The organism is Pseudomonas fluorescens, assembly GCF_001648775.1.
Taxonomy (GTDB): domain Bacteria; phylum Pseudomonadota; class Gammaproteobacteria; order Pseudomonadales; family Pseudomonadaceae; genus Aquipseudomonas; species Aquipseudomonas fluorescens_M.
In genome coordinates this window covers 200,084-217,105 of the sequence record NZ_LVEJ01000023.1, presented here as the reverse complement: position 1 = coordinate 217,105, position 17,022 = coordinate 200,084, and the positions used below count along the sequence as shown (strand labels likewise).

At 56.5% G+C, this 17,022-nt stretch carries 19 protein-coding genes, 1 tRNA gene and 1 pseudogene; 16 read left to right on the top strand and 5 right to left on the bottom strand.

The genetic code is table 11. The features are described 5' to 3' along the window. Window positions 1–209 precede the first annotated feature (209 nt). Genes rpoE through A8O26_RS21100 form a run of 3 tightly spaced genes read left to right on the top strand, consistent with a single transcriptional unit; the run spans window position 210 to window position 2,383 of the window. Entirely contained in the window at window positions 210–791 is a 582-nt protein-coding gene (rpoE, locus tag A8O26_RS21110) for an RNA polymerase sigma factor RpoE (RefSeq protein WP_003172477.1), read from the top strand. 30 nt (window positions 792–821) lie between these two features. Continuing rightward, window positions 822–1,409, top strand: a complete 588-nt coding sequence (locus A8O26_RS21105; RefSeq protein ID WP_034153146.1) for a sigma-E factor negative regulatory protein — start codon at window positions 822–824, stop codon at window positions 1,407–1,409. 8 nt (window positions 1,410–1,417) lie between these two features. Next, on the top strand, window positions 1,418–2,383 hold the full coding sequence (locus tag A8O26_RS21100; RefSeq protein WP_064119687.1) for a MucB/RseB C-terminal domain-containing protein: 966 nt from the start codon (window positions 1,418–1,420) through the stop codon (window positions 2,381–2,383). Window positions 2,384–2,394: 11 nt separating this feature from the next. Here A8O26_RS21100 and A8O26_RS29980 read toward each other — a convergent pair whose 3' ends face one another. Continuing rightward, window positions 2,395–2,556 carry a hypothetical protein gene (locus A8O26_RS29980; protein WP_172828185.1) on the bottom strand — a complete coding sequence of 54 codons (162 nt, stop codon included), beginning with the start codon at window positions 2,554–2,556 and terminating at the stop codon, window positions 2,395–2,397. Between the two features lie 34 nt (window positions 2,557–2,590). Here A8O26_RS29980 and A8O26_RS21095 point away from each other — a divergent pair, with 34 nt between their 5' ends. Next, on the top strand, window positions 2,591–4,024 hold the full coding sequence (locus A8O26_RS21095) for a DegQ family serine endoprotease (RefSeq protein WP_064119686.1): 1,434 nt from the start codon (window positions 2,591–2,593) through the stop codon (window positions 4,022–4,024). An 81-nt stretch (window positions 4,025–4,105) separates the two neighbouring features. Here the strand turns inward: A8O26_RS21095 and A8O26_RS21090 are convergent, their stop codons facing one another. Then, window positions 4,106–5,539, bottom strand: coding sequence for a M48 family metalloprotease (locus A8O26_RS21090; RefSeq protein WP_064119685.1), 1,434 nt, complete (start codon window positions 5,537–5,539; stop codon window positions 4,106–4,108). 99 nt (window positions 5,540–5,638) lie between these two features. On the opposite strand from A8O26_RS21090, the gene A8O26_RS21085 reads away from it, so the two are divergent. Further along, window positions 5,639–5,878 carry a sulfurtransferase TusA family protein gene (locus tag A8O26_RS21085; RefSeq protein ID WP_007911399.1) on the top strand — a complete coding sequence of 80 codons (240 nt, stop codon included), beginning with the start codon at window positions 5,639–5,641 and terminating at the stop codon, window positions 5,876–5,878. 32 nt (window positions 5,879–5,910) lie between these two features. Beyond that, window positions 5,911–6,981, top strand: coding sequence for an AI-2E family transporter (locus A8O26_RS21080; RefSeq protein ID WP_064119684.1), 1,071 nt, complete (start codon window positions 5,911–5,913; stop codon window positions 6,979–6,981). Between the two features lie 131 nt (window positions 6,982–7,112). On the opposite strand, the gene A8O26_RS21075 is transcribed toward A8O26_RS21080, so the two are convergent. Both A8O26_RS21075 and A8O26_RS21070 read right to left on the bottom strand, forming a co-directional pair. After that, the gene (locus A8O26_RS21075; RefSeq protein WP_064119683.1) at window positions 7,113–7,586 is read right to left on the bottom strand and encodes a peroxiredoxin; all 474 of its coding nucleotides are present in this window, start codon (window positions 7,584–7,586) and stop codon (window positions 7,113–7,115) included. Between the two features lie 10 nt (window positions 7,587–7,596). Then, window positions 7,597–8,157: a glycine cleavage system protein R gene (locus tag A8O26_RS21070; protein ID WP_016984694.1), complete on the bottom strand. Its 561-nt coding sequence runs from the start codon at window positions 8,155–8,157 to the stop codon at window positions 7,597–7,599. Window positions 8,158–8,486: 329 nt separating this feature from the next. Here A8O26_RS21070 and dapA point away from each other — a divergent pair, with 329 nt between their 5' ends. From dapA to A8O26_RS21040, 6 genes are all read left to right on the top strand, one after another. Further along, complete coding sequence (gene dapA, locus A8O26_RS21065; RefSeq protein WP_064119682.1) at window positions 8,487–9,365, top strand: 4-hydroxy-tetrahydrodipicolinate synthase; 879 nt, start codon at window positions 8,487–8,489, stop codon at window positions 9,363–9,365. Window positions 9,366–9,382: 17 nt separating this feature from the next. Beyond that, complete coding sequence (gene bamC, locus A8O26_RS21060; protein WP_064119681.1) at window positions 9,383–10,498, top strand: outer membrane protein assembly factor BamC; 1,116 nt, start codon at window positions 9,383–9,385, stop codon at window positions 10,496–10,498. Window positions 10,499–10,504: 6 nt separating this feature from the next. Next, a complete protein-coding gene (locus A8O26_RS21055; protein WP_008077820.1) occupies window positions 10,505–11,266 on the top strand; it encodes an MBL fold metallo-hydrolase in 762 nt (253 codons plus the stop codon). Between the two features lie 28 nt (window positions 11,267–11,294). Continuing rightward, window positions 11,295–12,008 carry a phosphoribosylaminoimidazolesuccinocarboxamide synthase gene (gene purC, locus A8O26_RS21050; RefSeq protein ID WP_008077821.1) on the top strand — a complete coding sequence of 238 codons (714 nt, stop codon included), beginning with the start codon at window positions 11,295–11,297 and terminating at the stop codon, window positions 12,006–12,008. Window positions 12,009–12,091: 83 nt separating this feature from the next. After that, window positions 12,092–12,181 (top strand) — tRNA-Ser (locus A8O26_RS21045). A gap of 211 nt (window positions 12,182–12,392) precedes the next feature. After that, window positions 12,393–13,541, top strand: a complete 1,149-nt coding sequence (locus tag A8O26_RS21040) for a hypothetical protein (protein WP_064119680.1) — start codon at window positions 12,393–12,395, stop codon at window positions 13,539–13,541. Here A8O26_RS21040 and A8O26_RS21035 read toward each other — a convergent pair. Next, the gene (locus A8O26_RS21035) at window positions 13,499–14,146 is read right to left on the bottom strand and encodes a site-specific integrase (protein ID WP_437339887.1); all 648 of its coding nucleotides are present in this window, start codon (window positions 14,144–14,146) and stop codon (window positions 13,499–13,501) included. The two genes, A8O26_RS21040 and A8O26_RS21035, sit on opposite strands and share 43 nt — an antisense overlap. 30 nt (window positions 14,147–14,176) lie before the next feature. Here A8O26_RS21035 and A8O26_RS30325 point away from each other — a divergent pair, with 30 nt between their 5' ends. The 4 genes and pseudogenes from A8O26_RS30325 (at window position 14,177) to A8O26_RS21015 (ending at window position 16,867) form a co-directional block, all read left to right on the top strand. Then, the gene (locus tag A8O26_RS30325) at window positions 14,177–14,533 is read left to right on the top strand and encodes a phage holin family protein (protein ID WP_253756971.1); all 357 of its coding nucleotides are present in this window, start codon (window positions 14,177–14,179) and stop codon (window positions 14,531–14,533) included. Between the two features lie 87 nt (window positions 14,534–14,620). Then, a pseudogene (locus tag A8O26_RS21025) lies at window positions 14,621–14,899 on the top strand (lysis protein); the annotation flags it as partial. A gap of 150 nt (window positions 14,900–15,049) precedes the next feature. Continuing rightward, window positions 15,050–15,844 (top strand): DNA adenine methylase, encoded by a 795-nt coding sequence (locus A8O26_RS21020; protein WP_064119678.1) that lies wholly within the window; start codon window positions 15,050–15,052, stop codon window positions 15,842–15,844. A 384-nt stretch (window positions 15,845–16,228) separates the two neighbouring features. After that, window positions 16,229–16,867: a response regulator transcription factor gene (locus A8O26_RS21015; protein ID WP_216637714.1), complete on the top strand. Its 639-nt coding sequence runs from the start codon at window positions 16,229–16,231 to the stop codon at window positions 16,865–16,867. Window positions 16,868–17,022 lie beyond the last annotated feature (155 nt).

The window sequence follows — 17,022 nt, the reverse complement described above, 5'->3', positions numbered from 1 at the left end:
ATCTGCGGTTGGATTCCTGCCGGCGAAACCGATGACAAGATTATTCGCGCAGCCGGTTTATCCCGCGCTGCGTTTTTCGTGCGTGCCAAATCAGAGCCCGCAGGAAACTTGCCTGGAGGGGGAGAACTTTTGCGAAAAGCCCGAGTCTATGTTTGCAAGTCTGGTCGTTTAGTTATGCAAGTCTCCTTCGGGCTTATCGAGGAGTGTTCATGCTAACCCAGGAAGAGGATCAGCAGCTGGTCGAGCGCGTTCAACGCGGCGACAAGCGAGCTTTCGATCTGTTGGTGCTGAAGTATCAGCACAAGATTCTCGGGTTGATCGTGCGTTTCGTGCACGACACCCATGAAGCCCAGGACGTGGCTCAGGAAGCCTTTATCAAGGCGTATCGAGCACTTGGAAACTTTCGCGGCGACAGTGCGTTTTATACGTGGCTGTACCGTATTGCCATTAACACGGCGAAGAATTATCTGGTTTCACGCGGCCGTCGGCCGCCGGATAGCGATGTAAGTTCCGAGGATGCAGAGTTCTACGATGGCGATCACGGCCTCAAGGATCTCGAATCACCAGAACGTGCACTGCTGCGGGATGAGATCGAAGGCACCGTCCATCGAACCATTCAGCAACTGCCAGAGGATTTGCGTACGGCGTTAACTTTACGTGAATTCGATGGTCTGAGTTACGAGGACATTGCGAGCGTCATGCAGTGTCCGGTGGGTACCGTGCGCTCCCGGATTTTCCGCGCCCGGGAGGCCATCGATAAAGCCCTGCAGCCGTTGTTGCAGGAAAACTGAGACAGCGGCGACAGCCAAGAGAGGAACGCCATGAGTCGTGAAGCCCTGCAGGAATCGCTGTCCGCAGTGATGGATAACGAAGCGGACGAACTGGAATTGCGTCGAGTGCTCAATGCACTGGACGATGTAGATACCCGTGAGACCTGGGCTCGTTACCAGATCGCTCGGGCAGCCATGCACAAGGATTTGCTGCTGCCACGTCTGGACATCGCTGCGGCAGTATCTGCTGCACTGGAAGACGAAACGGCTCCGGCCAAAGTATCTCGCAGCCCATGGCGCAACCTCGGCCGTCTGGCTGTTGCAGCCTCGGTGACTGTTGCCGTTCTTGCTGGTGTGCGCCTGTACAACCAGGACGAAATCGCTGGCGTCGAACTGGCTCAGCAATCCAATCAGCCAACCCTGGCCACCCCACAGGTCAAAGGTCCGGCTGTTCTGGCAGGCTATAGTGAGAGTTCGGAAGCTACTGGCCCGATGGCCAACGGCGTATTGCAAGGTCAACCAGGCTGGCACGATCAGCGTCTGCCAGGCTACCTGCGTCAGCACGCTCAACAGGCTGCACTGAAAGGTACTGAAAGCGCATTGCCTTACGCACGTGCTGCAAGCCTGGAAAACCGTTAAGGAGGATCATGCGCGCCATACCTCTACTTTCGCTTCTGCTCAGTGGCTGGTTCATTGTTCCAGCCCATGCTGATGAGGCCCAGGACTGGTTGACCCGTCTGGGCCAGGCCGAGCAGCAGCAAAGCTTCCACGGCACATTCGTTTACGAGCGTAACGGTAGCTTTTCTACCCACAACATCTGGCATCGCGTCCAGAATGGCCAGGTCCGCGAGCGGTTACTCCAGCTCGACGGCTCGGCACAGGAAGTCGTACGCATTGATGGACATACTCAATGCGTCAGCGGCACCCTGATTGCGGGGCTGGGAGATTCTCCAAACTCCGCCGCTCGACCTCTTGATCCGCAAAAGCTGAAGAACTGGTATGACCTTGCCGTCATTGGCAAATCGCGCGTGGCTGGGCGGGACGCAGTGATTGTATCGCTGACGCCTCGCGATCAGCATCGCTACGGTTTTGAGCTGCACCTGGACAAGCAAACCGGCCTGCCGCTGAAGTCGTTGTTATTGAACGACAAGGGGCAGTTGCTGGAGCGATTCCAGTTCACCAGTCTCGACACCAACGAAGTTCCCTCAGATAAAGACTTGCAAGCCGACGCCGACTGCAAGGCGATTACACTCGACAGCGACAAGGCTTCTGCCGTGAAGACTGCCCAGGTCTGGCATTCGGACTGGCTGCCGCCGGGCTTCGAGTTGACGAGCAGCACTTCGCACAAGGATCCGGAAACCAAGACCCAGGTCAACAGTCTGTTATATGACGACGGTCTGGCGCGGTTCTCGGTTTTCCTTGAGCCATTGAATGGCGCTACGGTCACCGATACCCGCACGCAATTGGGTCCGACCGTTGCCGTTTCCCGTCGCCTGACTACGCCGCAGGGCGAAATGATGGTCACAGTGGTTGGCGAGATTCCGATTGGCACCGCCGAACGAATTGCTTTGTCGATGCGTAACAATGATGGCGCTGCAACCAGCAAGCAGTGAGCTGATTTCAGTCATTCCCACTCCGTCGTCGAGACGTAGAAATGTTTGCTGAGCATTTTCATTTGCAAAACACCTGAAAGTTTTTTATAGGTCAGAGCCTCACGGCTCTGGCCTTGTTTGTTGTTGCCGGAACAAAAATACCGGTCTGTGGTTTCCGGTGTTCCTTGCTCCATATCGCTTAACCCTGCTCGTCGTAACGGGAGCTGTATGTCGATACCTAGCTTGAAGTCTTATCTCTCCATCTTCGCCACTGTGCTGCTGCTTGGTCAGGCGATCCCTGCTGCGCAAGCGGCCGATCTGCCTGATTTCACCCAGTTGGTCGAACAAGCTTCGCCAGCGGTGGTGAACATCAGTACCACGCAGAAACTGCCGGATCGCAAAGTGAACCAGCAGATGCCTGATCTGGAAGGCTTGCCGCCGATGTTGCGCGAGTTCTTCGAGCGTGGCATGCCGCCTCAGCAGCGTTCGCCGGGCGGCGGCGGTCGTCAGCGTGAAGCGCAGTCGCTGGGTTCGGGCTTCATCATCTCTCCGGATGGCTACATCCTCACCAACAACCACGTGATTGCCGATGCCGACGAAATCCTCGTCCGCCTGGCCGATCGCAGTGAAATGAAAGCCAAGCTGATCGGCACCGATCCACGTTCCGACGTGGCGCTGCTGAAAATCGAAGGCAAGGATCTGCCAGTGCTCAAGCTCGGCAAATCCCAGGACCTGAAGGCCGGCCAGTGGGTGGTCGCGATTGGTTCGCCGTTCGGCTTCGACCACACCGTGACTCAAGGCATCGTCAGCGCCGTGGGCCGTAGCCTGCCGAATGAAAACTACGTGCCGTTCATTCAGACCGACGTGCCAATCAACCCGGGCAACTCCGGTGGCCCGCTGTTCAACCTGAACGGTGAAGTGGTCGGCATCAACTCGCAGATCTACACCCGTTCCGGTGGCTTCATGGGCGTGTCGTTCGCGATTCCTATCGACGTGGCGATGGACGTTTCCAACCAGTTGAAGAGCGGTGGCAAAGTCAGCCGTGGCTGGTTGGGCGTAGTCATTCAGGAAGTGAACAAGGATCTGGCCGAGTCGTTCGGTCTGGAGAAACCGGCCGGCGCGCTGGTTGCACAGATCCAGGATGATGGCCCGGCAGCCAAGGGTGGCCTGCAAGTCGGCGACGTGATCCTGAGCATGAACGGCCAGCCGATCGTCATGTCTGCTGACCTGCCGCATCTGGTCGGCGCACTGAAAGCTGGCGCGAAAGCCAATCTGGAAGTGATTCGTGAAGGCAAGCGCAAGAATGTCGAACTGACCGTCGGCGCGATCCCTGACGAAGACAAAGAGCTGGATGCTCTGCCGAAGTCCGGCGCTGAAAGCACCAGCAATCGCCTCGGTGTGTCGGTGGGCGAACTGACTGCCGAGCAGAAGAAAACCTACGACCTCAAAGGTGGTGTGGTGATCAAGGAAGTGCAGGACGGTCCTGCCGCGTTGATCGGTCTGCAACCAGGTGACGTGATCACTCACCTGAACAACCAGGCGATTGGCTCCACCAAGGAGTTCGGCGAGATTGCCAAGGCTCTGCCGAAGAATCGTTCGGTGTCGATGCGCGTTCTGCGTCAAGGTCGCGCCAGCTTCATCACCTTCAAACTGGCTGAATAATCCAGCGCCAAGGTAAAAAACAAACCGCCTCGAAAGAGGCGGTTTTTTTATGCCTGAAGCTTTTGTCCGGACGGGAATCGATCAGCCCATCATGTCCTTGATCATGCGTTCCTGCTCCATCAGCTCGCGCTGACGTGCATCGATACGCGACGACAGCGGGAAGTTGCTGCCAGCCTTGCGCTTGGCAAAATCGAGCTGCTGGATCGCCTGACGATAATCACCCACCAGTGCGAAATACTCGGCACGCGCCTGATGCAAGCCGATGATATTGCCCGACAGCCCGCGGGTTTCGGCAACCTGGTACCACACGTCCGGATCATCCGGGCGAGACTTGAGTAGACCTTCCAGTGCCTTCTCGGCATCGGCAGCGCGATTCTGTTTCAGTAGCAAATCTACCCGAACCTGATTCAGCGGATAGTTGCCCGGATATTGCGCGAGCATCCGATCAACCCGCGATTGCGCATCCGGCAGGCGATTATTGGTGATGTCCAGATCGACCTGGGCAAGGTTGTAGATAATTTCGTTTGGCGAGGTCGCCAGCAGTTGCTTGAGGTTTTCGCGCGCCTCATTCAACTGACCACCCTTGATCTGTGCGATCGCCAGGCCGTAGCGCGCCACGTCGTTTTGCGGGTTTTCATCCAGTTGCGCGCGGAAACGCTTGGCGCCCAGGCCCGGGGTTTCTTCGTAGATCAATTGCACGCGGGCGCGGATCAGTTGGTAACGCTTGGAGTCTTCGATGCCGCCCGGTTTGGCTTGTTCGGCACGGTTGCGGGTGTCGGCAATACGCGATTCGGTCACCGGGTGAGTCAGCAGGAATTCCGGCGGTTTGGCGTCGAAGCGATACTGGCGCATCAAGCGTTCGAACATGGTCGGCATCGAGCGTGGGTCGTAACCGGCCTTCTCCAGATTGAGAATGCCGATGCGGTCGGCTTCCTGTTCGTTCTGCCGGGAGAAGGTGCGCTGTGACTGAATCGCCGCTGCCTGCGTGCCGGCGATGGTCGCGATCCCGGCGTCACCGCCACCGGCCGCCGCAATGACAATACCGGCCAGCAGCGCGGCCATCATTGGCACCTGCATTCGCTGCGAAGCTTCGACGCCACGCGCGAAGTGGCGTTGCGACAAGTGCGCCAATTCGTGGGCGAGAACCGAAGCGTATTCGCCCTCGGTCTGTGCGTTGAGAAACAGGCCACCGTTGACCCCGACCACACCGCCCGGCGCCGCGAAGGCGTTGAGCTGCGGGCTGTTGATCAGAATGAATTCAAGGCGTCGGTCCGTCACCTGGCTGGTCTCCACCAGCTTGTAGACGCTGGATTCGACGTAGTCCTTGAGCTGCGGATCGTTGAGTTGTGAGACCTGACTGCGCAACATCGCCAGCCATGCGCGACCAAGCTGATATTCCTGTTGCGGCGAGACAATGGCAGAACTGGCGTCGCCGAGTGACGGCAGATCGTCGGCAAAGCCTGGTGAGGCGAGCAGGCAAGCGAGCGTCAGCAGGGTAGGGCGCAGAAAAGTCATGCACAAAGCCTTAGAAGACAAAGACCTTACTGTAGCCGGACACCGGGCTTGCGACCAGATATTCTAGGCAGCTCGACAGACCTGATCCGGAGTGACGCAATGACTGACGCTGTAGCCCATGACGTGGAACTGGACGCCAGTGGCCTGAATTGTCCGTTGCCGTTGCTCAAGGCAAAAATGGAACTCAACAAACTCCAAAGTGGCGCCGTCCTCAAGGTGATCGCCACGGATGCTGGCTCGCAGCGCGACTTTCGCACCTTCGCCAAATTGGCCGGTCATACGCTGCTGCGCGAAGAAGACGAAGCAGGCGTTTACCGTTACTGGTTGAAAAAGGCCTGAAACCAACCGCGTAAAAGACCTAAGGATTATTGATGTTCAAAGTGTTACGCGACTGGATTCAGCGCTATTTCTCCGACGAAGAAGCGGTGGTGCTGGCGGTGCTGCTGTTTCTCGCCTTCACGGCTGTACTCACGTTGGGCGGTATGCTCGCGCCGGTGTTGGCCGGGATGGTGCTGGCTTATCTGATGCAGGGCCTGGTGGTGACGCTCGAGCGTCTGCGCGTGCCGGGAGGCGCGGCGGTGGGCTTGGTGTTCGCCCTGTTCATGGGCGTGCTGATGCTGTTTATCGTCGTGGTGCTGCCGCTGCTTTGGCATCAGCTGATCACGCTGTTCAACGAACTGCCGGGCATGCTCGCCAAGTGGCAATCGCTGCTGCTGTTGCTGCCAGAACGCTATCCGCATCTGGTTTCAGACGAGCAGGTGTTGCAGGCGATTGAGGCCGCACGTGGCGAGATCGGCAAGTTCGGCCAATGGGCGCTGACATTCTCGCTGTCGAGTCTGCCGCTGTTGGTCAACATCATGATCTATCTGGTGTTGGTGCCGATTCTGGTGTTCTTCTTCCTCAAGGACCGGGCCATGATTGGCGAGTGGGTGCGGGGTTATCTGCCGCGTGAGCGCGCGCTGATCACCCGGGTTGCGCAGGAGATGAACCGGCAGATCGCCAACTACATTCGCGGCAAGGTCATTGAAATCGTAATTTGTGGCGGCGTGACCTACATCGCGTTTGTCGCCCTGGGGCTCAACTATGCGGCGCTGCTGGCGTTGCTGGTCGGCGTGTCGGTGGTAGTGCCGTACGTGGGCGCGGTGGTGGTGACCGTGCCGGTGTTGCTGATCGCATTGTTCCAGTGGGGCTGGAGCGATCAGTTCATCTATCTGATGGCGGTCTACGGAATCATTCAGACACTGGATGGCAACGTGCTGGTGCCGTTGCTGTTCTCGGAGGCGGTCAACCTGCACCCGGTCGCCATTATCTGCGCGGTGCTGTTGTTTGGCGGGTTGTGGGGATTCTGGGGAGTGTTCTTTGCGATCCCGCTGGCGACGTTGTTCAAGGCTGTGCTGGATGCGTGGCCGCGGCAGGAACCGGCGGTGGCGCCGCTGCTGTAGCGGTTGATCCGAATAATTTAGAGAGGCTATTCGCGAACAGGCTCGCTCCCACATTGGACTTGTGAGCACCACAGATCCAAGGTGGGAGCGAGCTTGCTCGCGAAGGCGTCAATGAGGGCGACGCAAAACCATCAGGCTTTATTCAAATCCTGAGCAGCAGCCAAAACCGCATCCACATGCCCCGGCACCTTCACGCCACGCCATTCCTGACGCAACACACCGTCCTTATCAATCAGGAAGGTGCTGCGATCAACGCCCAGGTATTCCTTGCCATACAGCTTCTTCAACTTGATCACGTCGAACAGCTGGCAGACGGCTTCGTCCTTGTCGCTGATCAGCTCAAACGGAAATTCCTGCTTGCACTTGAAGTTCTCGTGAGACTTCAGGCTGTCGCGGGAGATACCGAAAATCTCGGTATTGGCTGCCTGGAACGCGGCGTACTGATCACGAAAGCCCTGACCTTCAGTGGTGCAGCCCGGGGTGCTGTCCTTCGGGTAGAAGTAAATCACCACTTGCTTGCCCTTCAATCCAGACAAGCTGACAGTCTGTCCGCTGGTGGCAGGTGCTTCGAAATCCGCAACCGGTTGGTCGATAACAACGGCCATGAAAGCTTCCTTACATTGGGTTCTGTGGGCGCCAAGGCTCGATCAGTGCATCCAGGTTCATCGCATCGGCGAAGTCGAGGAACTGGTCACGCAGCCAGCTGATCTGGGTGCCGGCCGGCAGGGTCACGGTGAACGTGGCGTTGAGCATGGTGCCGCCGGTTTGTGGCGCCTGATACGTATCGCAGGTCAGGTTTTCCAGTTCAACGTTGTGATCCATGAAAAACTGGCACAGCTCATTGATGATGTCCGGGCGATACGCCGAACTGACGTAAGCCACGTATGGCAGCGCCTGCGGGCGGTTTTCCAGCGCCGCGCTGCGCACCACATTGACGGTGAAAGCGTGCTTCTTGGCGAGGCCCGACAGGCTGCCTTCCAGGCGGGCGAGGGCGTCCCAACTGCCGGAGATCTCGAGGATCAGCGCGCTGCATTCGCCATGGCGAGTCAGGCGGGAAGTGACGACGGCGCAGCGATTTTCATGGCTGGCGCGGCACAGGACGTTAGTCAGCTCCATGGGGTTGGCGCCGAGGGCACTGATGACAAGGAATTGTTCGCGAACTGTGGGGGTGGACATGCAGCATTCCTAAAGCGATGAGCGGTCGGTAGGTTTACGCGCGTTGGTGGCCGGGGGTGCCTGTTCTGGCTGTCCATATAAAAAGACCCGGTAAGCGCTCGCGGCTCGCTCCACTATAGCGGGAGCGCGTCGATGCGACGCAGGAACGGGGTCTGGGAGGCCGTAAAGAGAGGCTGGAACCCGGCGTACAAGCTGATCAGTACCGATCAAAGTCTGAAGGGTAGCGAAAAGCGGCGCCAAGGGGAATGGCGGCAGCGCAGTACTTCGCTTGTGCAAGCATCTTGGCGCCAGTACCATTACCGCTCTCTTTTTCCGGCAGGAGCGGTTTCATGATTGCGGGCAGTATGGTGGCACTGGTCACTCCCATGGATGCACAAGGGCGTCTTGACTGGGACAGCCTCAGCAAACTCGTGGACTTCCATCTCAAGAACGGCACCCATGCCATTGTCGCGGTCGGTACTACCGGCGAGTCGGCAACCCTTGATGTAGAAGAACACATCGCCGTCATCAAAGCCGTGGTCAAACAGGTTGCCGGGCGCATTCCGGTCATCGCCGGCACTGGCGCCAACTCGACCCGCGAAGCCGTCGAGCTGACCCGCAACGCCAAAGAAGCCGGCGCCGATGCCTGCCTGCTGGTGGTTCCGTACTACAACAAGCCGACGCAGGAAGGCTTGTACCAGCACTTCAAGCACATCGCTGAAGCGGTCGACATTCCACAGATTCTGTACAACGTTCCTGGCCGCACCTCTTGCGACATGCAGGCCGAGACCGTGATTCGCCTGTCCACCGTGCCGAACATCATCGGCATCAAGGAAGCCACCGGCGACCTGAAACGCGCCAAAGCGATCATCGATGGTGTGAGCAAGGATTTCATCGTGCTGTCCGGCGATGATCCGACCGCGGTCGAACTGATCCTGCTGGGCGGTAAAGGCAACATCTCGGTGACTGCCAACGTCGCGCCGCGCGAAATGGCCGACCTGTGCGAGGCCGCGCTGAACGGCGACGCCGACACCGCGCGGGCGATCAACGAAAAACTGATGCCGCTGCACAAAGACCTGTTCATCGAAGCCAACCCGATTCCGGTGAAGTGGGCTTTGGTTGAAATGGGCCTGATGCACGAAGGCATCCGCCTGCCACTGACCTGGCTGAGCACACCTTGTCATGAAACGCTGCGCTCGGCCCTGCGCCAATGCAGCGTCCTGGTTTAATTGAGGAAGTACAACGCATGAAGCGAATGGCCGGACTTTCCGCACTTGCCTTGATTATCTCCAGCACCAGTGGCTGTGGATGGGTCTGGGGGCCGGAAGGTTATTTCCGCGACCGTGGTAGCGATTACCTGCAAGCGCAACAGACTGCACCGATGCAACTGCCGCCGGATGTCAGCACTTCCAAGCGTCTGGATCCGCTGTTGCCGATCCCGCGTAACGTTGCTGATGATACCGCCAAGGGCGAATACATTGTGCCGCGTCCTCAGCCGCTGTCGGCCGTTGCCGATGCCAGCGATTACTCGCTGCAGAAGAGCGGTGATTCGCGTTGGGTCGTGGCCCAGCATCCACCGGCCGAAGTCTGGCCAGTGGCGGTGCAGTTCTTCCAGGACAACGGTTTCCGCCTGGATGAACAGCGCCCGCAAACCGGCGAATTCACCACCACCTGGCAGCATTCCGACGAACTGTCTGCAGCCATGGCCAAACGCCTGAGCGCAGCCGGTATCGCCAGCGACAGCGAAGCCCGTGTGCGTGTACGTATCGAGCCGGGTGTGCAGCGCAACACCAGTGAAATCTACGTGGTCAGTGCCGAGCGTCCTGCCGGCAGCACTGCCGACGTGGCTTTCACCAACCGTTCGGTCAACACTGGCCTGGACGCAGCCTTGGTCGACGACATGCTCGCGAGCATGAGCCGTATCTCCGAGAAGGGTGGTTCGGTGTCGATGCTGGCCTCGCGTGATTTCGATACGCCAAGCCGTGTCAGCCTCAGCGAAGACGGCAGTGGTAACCCGGTGTTGAACGTCGGTACCGATCTGGACCGTGCCTGGTCGAGCGTTGGCCGTGCACTGGAACAAGGCGAGTGGCGCGTTGAAGACATCAACCGCAGCCTCGGCCTGTACTACATCAACCTGGCTGAAAAAGCCGAGAAGAAAGACGACAAGCCTGGTTTCTTCAGCAGCCTGTTCGGCAGTGCGCCGAGCAAGGAAGAAGTTGAAGCCCGTGCCGAGCGTTATCAGGTTCGCCTGAGCAAGGTTGGCGAGAACATTCAGGTCACCGTCGAGAAAAACATCAACACTGTCGCGCCGGCTGAAGTGGCACGCAAAGTGTTGAGCGTGATTCAGGACAACCTGGGCTGATCAACCATGCGTTTTGCCGTTCTCGGCAGCGGTAGCCAAGGGAACGGCACGCTGATCGCCAGTGCTGATACGTATGTGCTGGTGGATTGTGGTTTTTCCCTGCGGGAAACCGAAAAACGCCTGTTGCGCCTGGGTGTAAATCCGGCGCAACTGAGCGCGATACTCGTGACCCACGAACATGCCGACCACGTGCATGGCGTGGGTTTGCTGTCTCGGCGCTACAATCTACCGGTCTACCTCAGTCGCGGCACACTGCGCGGGATGCGCAAACCGATTGAACCCGCAGGCTTTCTGGCCGGCGGCGAGCAACTGCAGATCGGTGCTCTGAACATCGGGGTCATTGCCGTGGCCCACGATGCGCAGGAGCCGACCCAGTACGTCTTCAGTGATCAGGAACAGCGGCGCTTTGGCCTGCTGACCGACCTGGGTTCCTACTGCGAGCGGGTGCTGGACGGTTATCGGGACCTCGATGCGTTGATGATCGAGTCCAACCATTGTCGCGACATGCTGGCCCGCGGTCATTACCCGTACTTTCTCAAGCAGCGGGTGGGCGGCGAGCTGGGGCATTTGAACAACCATCAGGCGGCATTCCTGGTGTCCGAGTTAGGCTGGCAGGGCTTGCAACATCTGGTCCTGGCCCACCTGAGCAGCAAGAACAACCTGCCGCAACTGGCCCGGCAATGTTTTGTCGACACTCTCGGGTGCGACCCGGACTGGCTGCAACTGGCCGATCAAGATTCAGGGCTCGACTGGCGCCACATCGCCTAGCCCATCTACTTAGCAAGCGGAGCCCATCATGGAAAAACGTGAAGAACTCTACCGCGGCAAAGCCAAATCGGTTTACAAGACCGACGACGCTGACCGCTTGATCCTGCTGTTTCGCAACGACACCTCGGCGTTCGACGGCAAGCGTATCGAGCAGCTCGACCGCAAAGGCATGGTCAACAACAAGTTCAACGCCTTCATCATGCAGAAACTCGAAGCGGCCGGCATTCCGACCCAATTCGACAAACTGCTGGCCGACAACGAAGTTCTGGTCAAGAAGCTCGACATGATCCCGGTCGAGTGCGTCGTGCGCAACTACGCTGCCGGCAGCCTGGTCAAGCGTCTGGGCGTTGAAGAAGGCCTGAAGCTCAACCCTTACACCTTCGAACTGTTCCTCAAGGACGACGCCAAGGGCGACCCGTTCATCAACGAATCCCACGTCGTGGCATTCGGTTGGGGCACCGCCGAGCAACTGGTTCGCATGAAAGAACTGTCGCTCAAGGTCAACGAAGTGCTGACCAAGCTGTTCGACGACGCCGGCCTGCTGCTGGTCGACTTCAAGCTTGAATTCGGCGTGTTCAGCGACGGCTCCATCGTCCTCGGTGACGAGTTCAGCCCGGACGGCTGCCGTCTGTGGGACAAGGACACCAAGAAGAAGATGGACAAAGACCGCTTCCGTCAGGGCCTCGGTGACGTCATCGAAGCCTACGAAGAAGTCGCCAATCGTCTGGGCGTACCGCTTTAATCGACGCAAGCATCTGATAGCACGAAGAAAATTTCGAAAGAGGGTTTGCTTTCGGTAAAAGTGTTGTTATGATGCGCGCCGTTGGAGAGATGCCAGAGTGGCCGAATGGGACGGATTCGAAATCCGTTGTACCTTCACCGGTACCTAGGGTTCGAATCCCTATCTCTCCGCCATTATTGAACAAGACGAAACCCCCGTAATCATTGATGATTACGGGGTTTTTTTCGTTTCAGGGGTTAGGATTAGGGCAGTTTTAGGGCATTCTCTCTTGGCGTTGGGCCGCAGTAAGCTGTCGCTGGCCGTGATGTGAGGTTCCGTCGTAGTGTGTTCGGTCGTATCCTTTGGCAGCCATTCGGCCGAAGGCTATTCGATAGGGAAGCACGAATGTTTGTATATCTGGATGAAACAGAGTTCGGAGAAGGTCGATTCAGTGGATATGCTTGCCTGATCACGCCCAGTAGGATTGAGCAAGCTGTCGTAGATGAAGCGCTGGAGAATCTCCGGAATGATCCTGATCGGCTTGATTCTGTGCAGACGCCTATGGATGATCGAACGTTGCAGCGTTCGTTTTTTCACGCGGCTGATGATAGTAAAAATGCTCACTCTCATTTATGCAAAGCGATCTCTAAGCACGTGAAAGGCGACTTTAGATCTCATGTGTTCCACACAACAAAGCACTCTTTCTCATCAAAAGAAGATTTGTATGACCTTGCCTCTAAGCTGGCTGTCGTGGGCTTGTTTTCTCGCACTACGGAATTGACATTCGTATTTGAGCAGCGAGGTGGTCTAAATGTTGGAGCTTTACTGACGAAGTGGTGGCCGGATCTTTGGTTTGATCTGGCGCGCAACGCATATGTGTCGCCGTTTATCGTTAAGTACTATCCGAAGGTTACCTTTGAGGTATCGGACAAATTAGAGCCCGGTCTGCAGGTTGTTGACTTCATGTTGTGGGCTGCGCAGAAAGCGAGAATGGATGCTCGGTCTCAGTGGTACGACCGCTTGCCAGGATGGAGCAAGTGTAAGACGACAACTGAGGATGGCGGTTGGGAAGGCGATAGTATAAGGATGTTGGACCCGGAGCCACTCGAAACCCGCCGTTACGATGTGGAGCATTGCAAATTCGATGATCCGAAGTTCAGCGAGATAGACATACTGTGGCAGTTTGTTGCCAATGTTCAAACAGTGATAAATAAATCTTATTTTTTGAAGGATAAAGCGCGTATAGAACACTTCTTTGATGATGTTGAATACCTATATTTACAAAGAGAAGTGATACATGAGGCCGCTCATATTAAAAAGATGGCTGCATGTTTTATTAAGCTTTTTGATAATGTAGGTGTGGTGCAAAAAGAAACGCCGCCAAATGATAAGACTTTCTGGTTGGCGGCGCGGAAATGTATGGCGTTGGTTTTTTATGAAGGGGTCGACGCTTGGTTTCACGCGATCCGCCTTGCTGATATACGAACTCAATTGATCGAGCAAAAGACGGATTATTTGTCGATAGGGATTGACGACGACTCAATTGTCACTTGATTGAACCCCATCATTTTGGAAACGATGCCTGACATGCTCTTGGTGTCTTTTGAGATCCATCGCCCATAGTGCTTACGTACCATTGTTGTGTCGCTATGGCCTAATTGACGGGCTACCCACTCAATTGGAACGTAGCTAGACAGTGCTTGGCTAGCGAACGTATGGCGGGCCTGGTTGGCACCTCGGTGGCGGATACCTGCTTTTTCCAAATGAGCGGTAAACCAGTTGCTTATTGTCTTCCCGCTCCATAGCAGGCCGCTTGTTGAACTGCGGAAAAGGAACCTCACTTTCATTTTCTTGGAAGTGATGTTGTCGCGTTGAATAACCGTGATCTCTTCGGCTTGTGCATCCTTTGCAGCGGCCACAATCTCCCGCATAAGTTTGAGGGCAGGGTCTATCAGCTCAACGACTCGTACCCTTGAGCGTTCTTTAGGCACTTTGAATTCTCCTACGACCAGTGCCCGCCGGATGTGCACTAGGCCGGCTTGGAGGTCGACGTCTTCAACAGCCAGTCCGATAAGCTCGGACAGAGACAGACCGGCCCAGCAGTTGAACTCAATCATTCGGGCATCAGCTCGCCGGCCGGGGTCCGCTTTTCCGATCAACTCGATCTCTGTGCGACTGAAGGGGTCAGCATGCTCAAGGTCGACGTCTGCCCCGACGTTGCTGATTCGGTCGAGCGGGTTGGCTTTCAGTATTCCGTCACCGAATGCGTCGGCCCAGACTCCGCGAACGACAGTGAAAATGTCGTTCACTGTCTTCGGAGCCAAGCCTTGCTTCGGCTTGCGCTTCGATCCGGTGCCTGCATTGTCTGCGGAGTCTCGGCAATGATGCTGATGATCGCGGCGGGCATGTCGCTCTGGACGGCGGGCGCCTTGGGTTGTCTCACGGCAATGGCCGGTGCAGATGTTGCCATCGGCTTGTACGAACGCTGGGCTGCCAAGCGGCTTGGCGTGTGCGATGTCCCGCCGAATGGCAGCGGACCAGCCTGAAACCGCCGGGGACCCTGGGGTTATTCGGAGGGTACGGGGTCGGAAACCCGCGGGACTGTGTTAGCGGACGGTTCACCAGCTTAGTGAGCCTTGCGCGATGTCCAACGTGATCAAGGTCGCCTGCGCGACCGCCTTGCCACTTCTGATCTGCGCCTGTCAGTCCTACTCGACGCCACCACCGGCGCCGGCAACGGATCGCTGTCAGCCACCACCGCCACCGGCGGCGTGGTTCATGGCCCCACAAGAGCCGAACTTGACCCGGCGCATGCTCAACGAATTATCGACGTCACCGATGACGGCGACCGGGGGCTAATCGCCCTCGCGGCCTGTCAGGCATACGCCAAAGAAGTCTCAACACCAAAGTAAAAAAGAGCGGCCGGTCTGGATGCGTCAACATCCGGATCGACCGCCGTCCCTGCAGATGGTCCCTGCAAGTCCAGCCAAGGCTCTTGCTCCGTGCACAAAGCGCGGCGAGCCTAGCACCTGTTTATCCATACAGTAAAGGTCTTGCTTTTTATGTCTTCTCCAATCATCCCTTGGATGGGCGGCAAACGCCGCCTGGCCGACCGCCTCATTCCGCTTTTTCCGCCACATGAATGCTACGTTGAAGTCTTTGCCGGCGGTGCCGCGCTCTACTTCATGAAGCCCCAGCCATCGCCGGTCGAAGTCCTGAACGACATCAACGGCGACCTGGTTACGCTTTACCGCGTCGTGCAGAACCACCTCGAAGAGTTTGTGCGCCAATTCAAATGGGCACTCAGCTCGCGGCAGGTGTTCGAGTGGCAGAAGATGACCCGCCCCGAAACCCTCACCGACATCCAGCGCGCCGCCCGATTCTTCTACCTGCAGCACCATGCCTTTGCCGGCAAGGTATCGGGCCAGACATTCGGCACGGCAACTACCGCACCGGCCATCAACCTGCTGCGCATCGAGGAAAACCTCTCGGCCGCGTGGCAGCGCCTGTCCGGCACCTACGTCGAAAATCTCCCCTGGCTTGAATGCGCTGAACGCTACGACCGTGCCCACACCTTCCATTACATGGATCCACCTTACTGGCAGACCGCCGGCTATGGAGTGGACTTCCCGTTCGAGAACTACGAACGGATGGCCGATTTCATGCGCCGCTGCAAAGGCAAAGTGATGGTCAGTATCAATGACCATCCAGACATCCGCCGCGTGTTCGAAGGGTTCCACTTCGAGACACTGGATATCCGCTACAGCAACACCAATCAGCGTCAGGGAAAAGCCGAAGTCAGTGGTGAGCTGGTGATCATGAACTGGGAACCCACCGCATTCTCTGCACTGTTTTAAGAACACCGAACCTCAGCACGACATTCCTACGGACAGTCCGCTTAATCAGATCAGAACCTTTAAGCCTGAAGCGTAGATCACTCTGAAATAGCATGTGAAACCGAGTTTTACGAATTCATAGCGATTTTTCCTACAGAAAAGCAATTTTCATAAAGAAAGAGCAGTTTTAGGGGAGGGATAAATGTTAAAGAATATTTAATATATGTCGAAGTTGAATTGCTGGAGTGAATAAAGTTGATCTGTTCGGTGTCGGTCGATAGAGCGAGTTGCTAATGGGCGGGGCGTTTGTACTGGCGTCGGAAGACGCGTTTTGGTTCGGTCTGGTTTGGATTTGTCTAATAGGGGGGTGCTTATGGGAGCTTCTTACCGAGAAGAAATCCAATGATGGAAAATATTAGTTTTGGAGGGGGAGTGCGCACGGCGATGATTGTGGATGAGAGTCCGCTAATTCGGATGGCATTAAGCACACTGTTACATCAAGCGTCTTATGAAGTGGTTGCAGAAGTTTCCAATCAGGCAGATGCACTTCGCTCAGCGCTCGATCATCGCCCAGATCTAATTGTACTTGACGCCACTATGCCGAAAGTGTTGTCGCGGATTGTGGCTGAGTGTTTAAAGTCGAAAGTATTGGTGCTCTCGTCTTGCTCAGGCGAAGCTTTTGCAGAGTCTTGCAAGAAAGTCGGAGCATCCGGCTATCTCTGCAAGAAGCAGCCATTATCGGATCTGTTTGCGGCCATTAAAACAATGAGTTCCGGCTACAACTACTTTCCCCAGCTTGAAACCATGCATAATATCCGGAGCCATCAAAAACTAACAGAATTGGTTTTGCTACAACGGTTGTCAATTCGAGAGTTTGACGTGCTGATCCGACTAGCAGGAGGTGCAAGCAATCTGCAGGTTTCTGAACAGCTAGGCTTGAGTAATAAAACAGTAAGTACTTATAAGTCGCGAATAATAGAGAAGTTGGGGGTTCGCTCGGTAGTGCACCTTTCTGAAATGGCTAGGCGCCATGGACTAGTTTAGAGTGTAATAATTCTTCGTTAAGTGTTTCTGAACGCAAAAGTTTAAAAAGCGCTAAGCAGATTTTTCGGCGGCACTCCCCGCATGTAATGCAGAATGATTTCTTCGCTCGGGTGTTGTTCTGCGAAGCGGGTTGCTTTGAGAATGAATGGCGCAGA

Coding starts and splice junctions, on each gene's coding strand:
- A8O26_RS21090 (WP_064119685.1), bottom strand. CDS start 5,539: ATGACTTTTCTGCGCCCTACCCTGCTGACGCTCGCTTGCCTGCTCGCC.
- A8O26_RS30325 (WP_253756971.1), top strand. CDS start 14,177: ATGCTCAAGGTCGACGTCTGCCCCGACGTTGCTGATTCGGTCGAGCGG.
- A8O26_RS21040 (WP_064119680.1), top strand. CDS start 12,393: ATGTTTGTATATCTGGATGAAACAGAGTTCGGAGAAGGTCGATTCAGT.
- A8O26_RS21070 (WP_016984694.1), bottom strand. CDS start 8,157: ATGTCCACCCCCACAGTTCGCGAACAATTCCTTGTCATCAGTGCCCTC.
- A8O26_RS21100 (WP_064119687.1), top strand. CDS start 1,418: ATGCGCGCCATACCTCTACTTTCGCTTCTGCTCAGTGGCTGGTTCATT.
- purC (WP_008077821.1), top strand. CDS start 11,295: ATGGAAAAACGTGAAGAACTCTACCGCGGCAAAGCCAAATCGGTTTAC.
- A8O26_RS21020 (WP_064119678.1), top strand. CDS start 15,050: ATGTCTTCTCCAATCATCCCTTGGATGGGCGGCAAACGCCGCCTGGCC.
- A8O26_RS21015 (WP_216637714.1), top strand. CDS start 16,229: ATGGAAAATATTAGTTTTGGAGGGGGAGTGCGCACGGCGATGATTGTG.
- bamC (WP_064119681.1), top strand. CDS start 9,383: ATGAAGCGAATGGCCGGACTTTCCGCACTTGCCTTGATTATCTCCAGC.
- A8O26_RS29980 (WP_172828185.1), bottom strand. CDS start 2,556: ATGGAGCAAGGAACACCGGAAACCACAGACCGGTATTTTTGTTCCGGC.
- A8O26_RS21095 (WP_064119686.1), top strand. CDS start 2,591: ATGTCGATACCTAGCTTGAAGTCTTATCTCTCCATCTTCGCCACTGTG.
- dapA (WP_064119682.1), top strand. CDS start 8,487: ATGATTGCGGGCAGTATGGTGGCACTGGTCACTCCCATGGATGCACAA.
- A8O26_RS21085 (WP_007911399.1), top strand. CDS start 5,639: ATGACTGACGCTGTAGCCCATGACGTGGAACTGGACGCCAGTGGCCTG.
- rpoE (WP_003172477.1), top strand. CDS start 210: ATGCTAACCCAGGAAGAGGATCAGCAGCTGGTCGAGCGCGTTCAACGC.
- A8O26_RS21080 (WP_064119684.1), top strand. CDS start 5,911: ATGTTCAAAGTGTTACGCGACTGGATTCAGCGCTATTTCTCCGACGAA.
- A8O26_RS21075 (WP_064119683.1), bottom strand. CDS start 7,586: ATGGCCGTTGTTATCGACCAACCGGTTGCGGATTTCGAAGCACCTGCC.
- A8O26_RS21055 (WP_008077820.1), top strand. CDS start 10,505: ATGCGTTTTGCCGTTCTCGGCAGCGGTAGCCAAGGGAACGGCACGCTG.
- A8O26_RS21105 (WP_034153146.1), top strand. CDS start 822: ATGAGTCGTGAAGCCCTGCAGGAATCGCTGTCCGCAGTGATGGATAAC.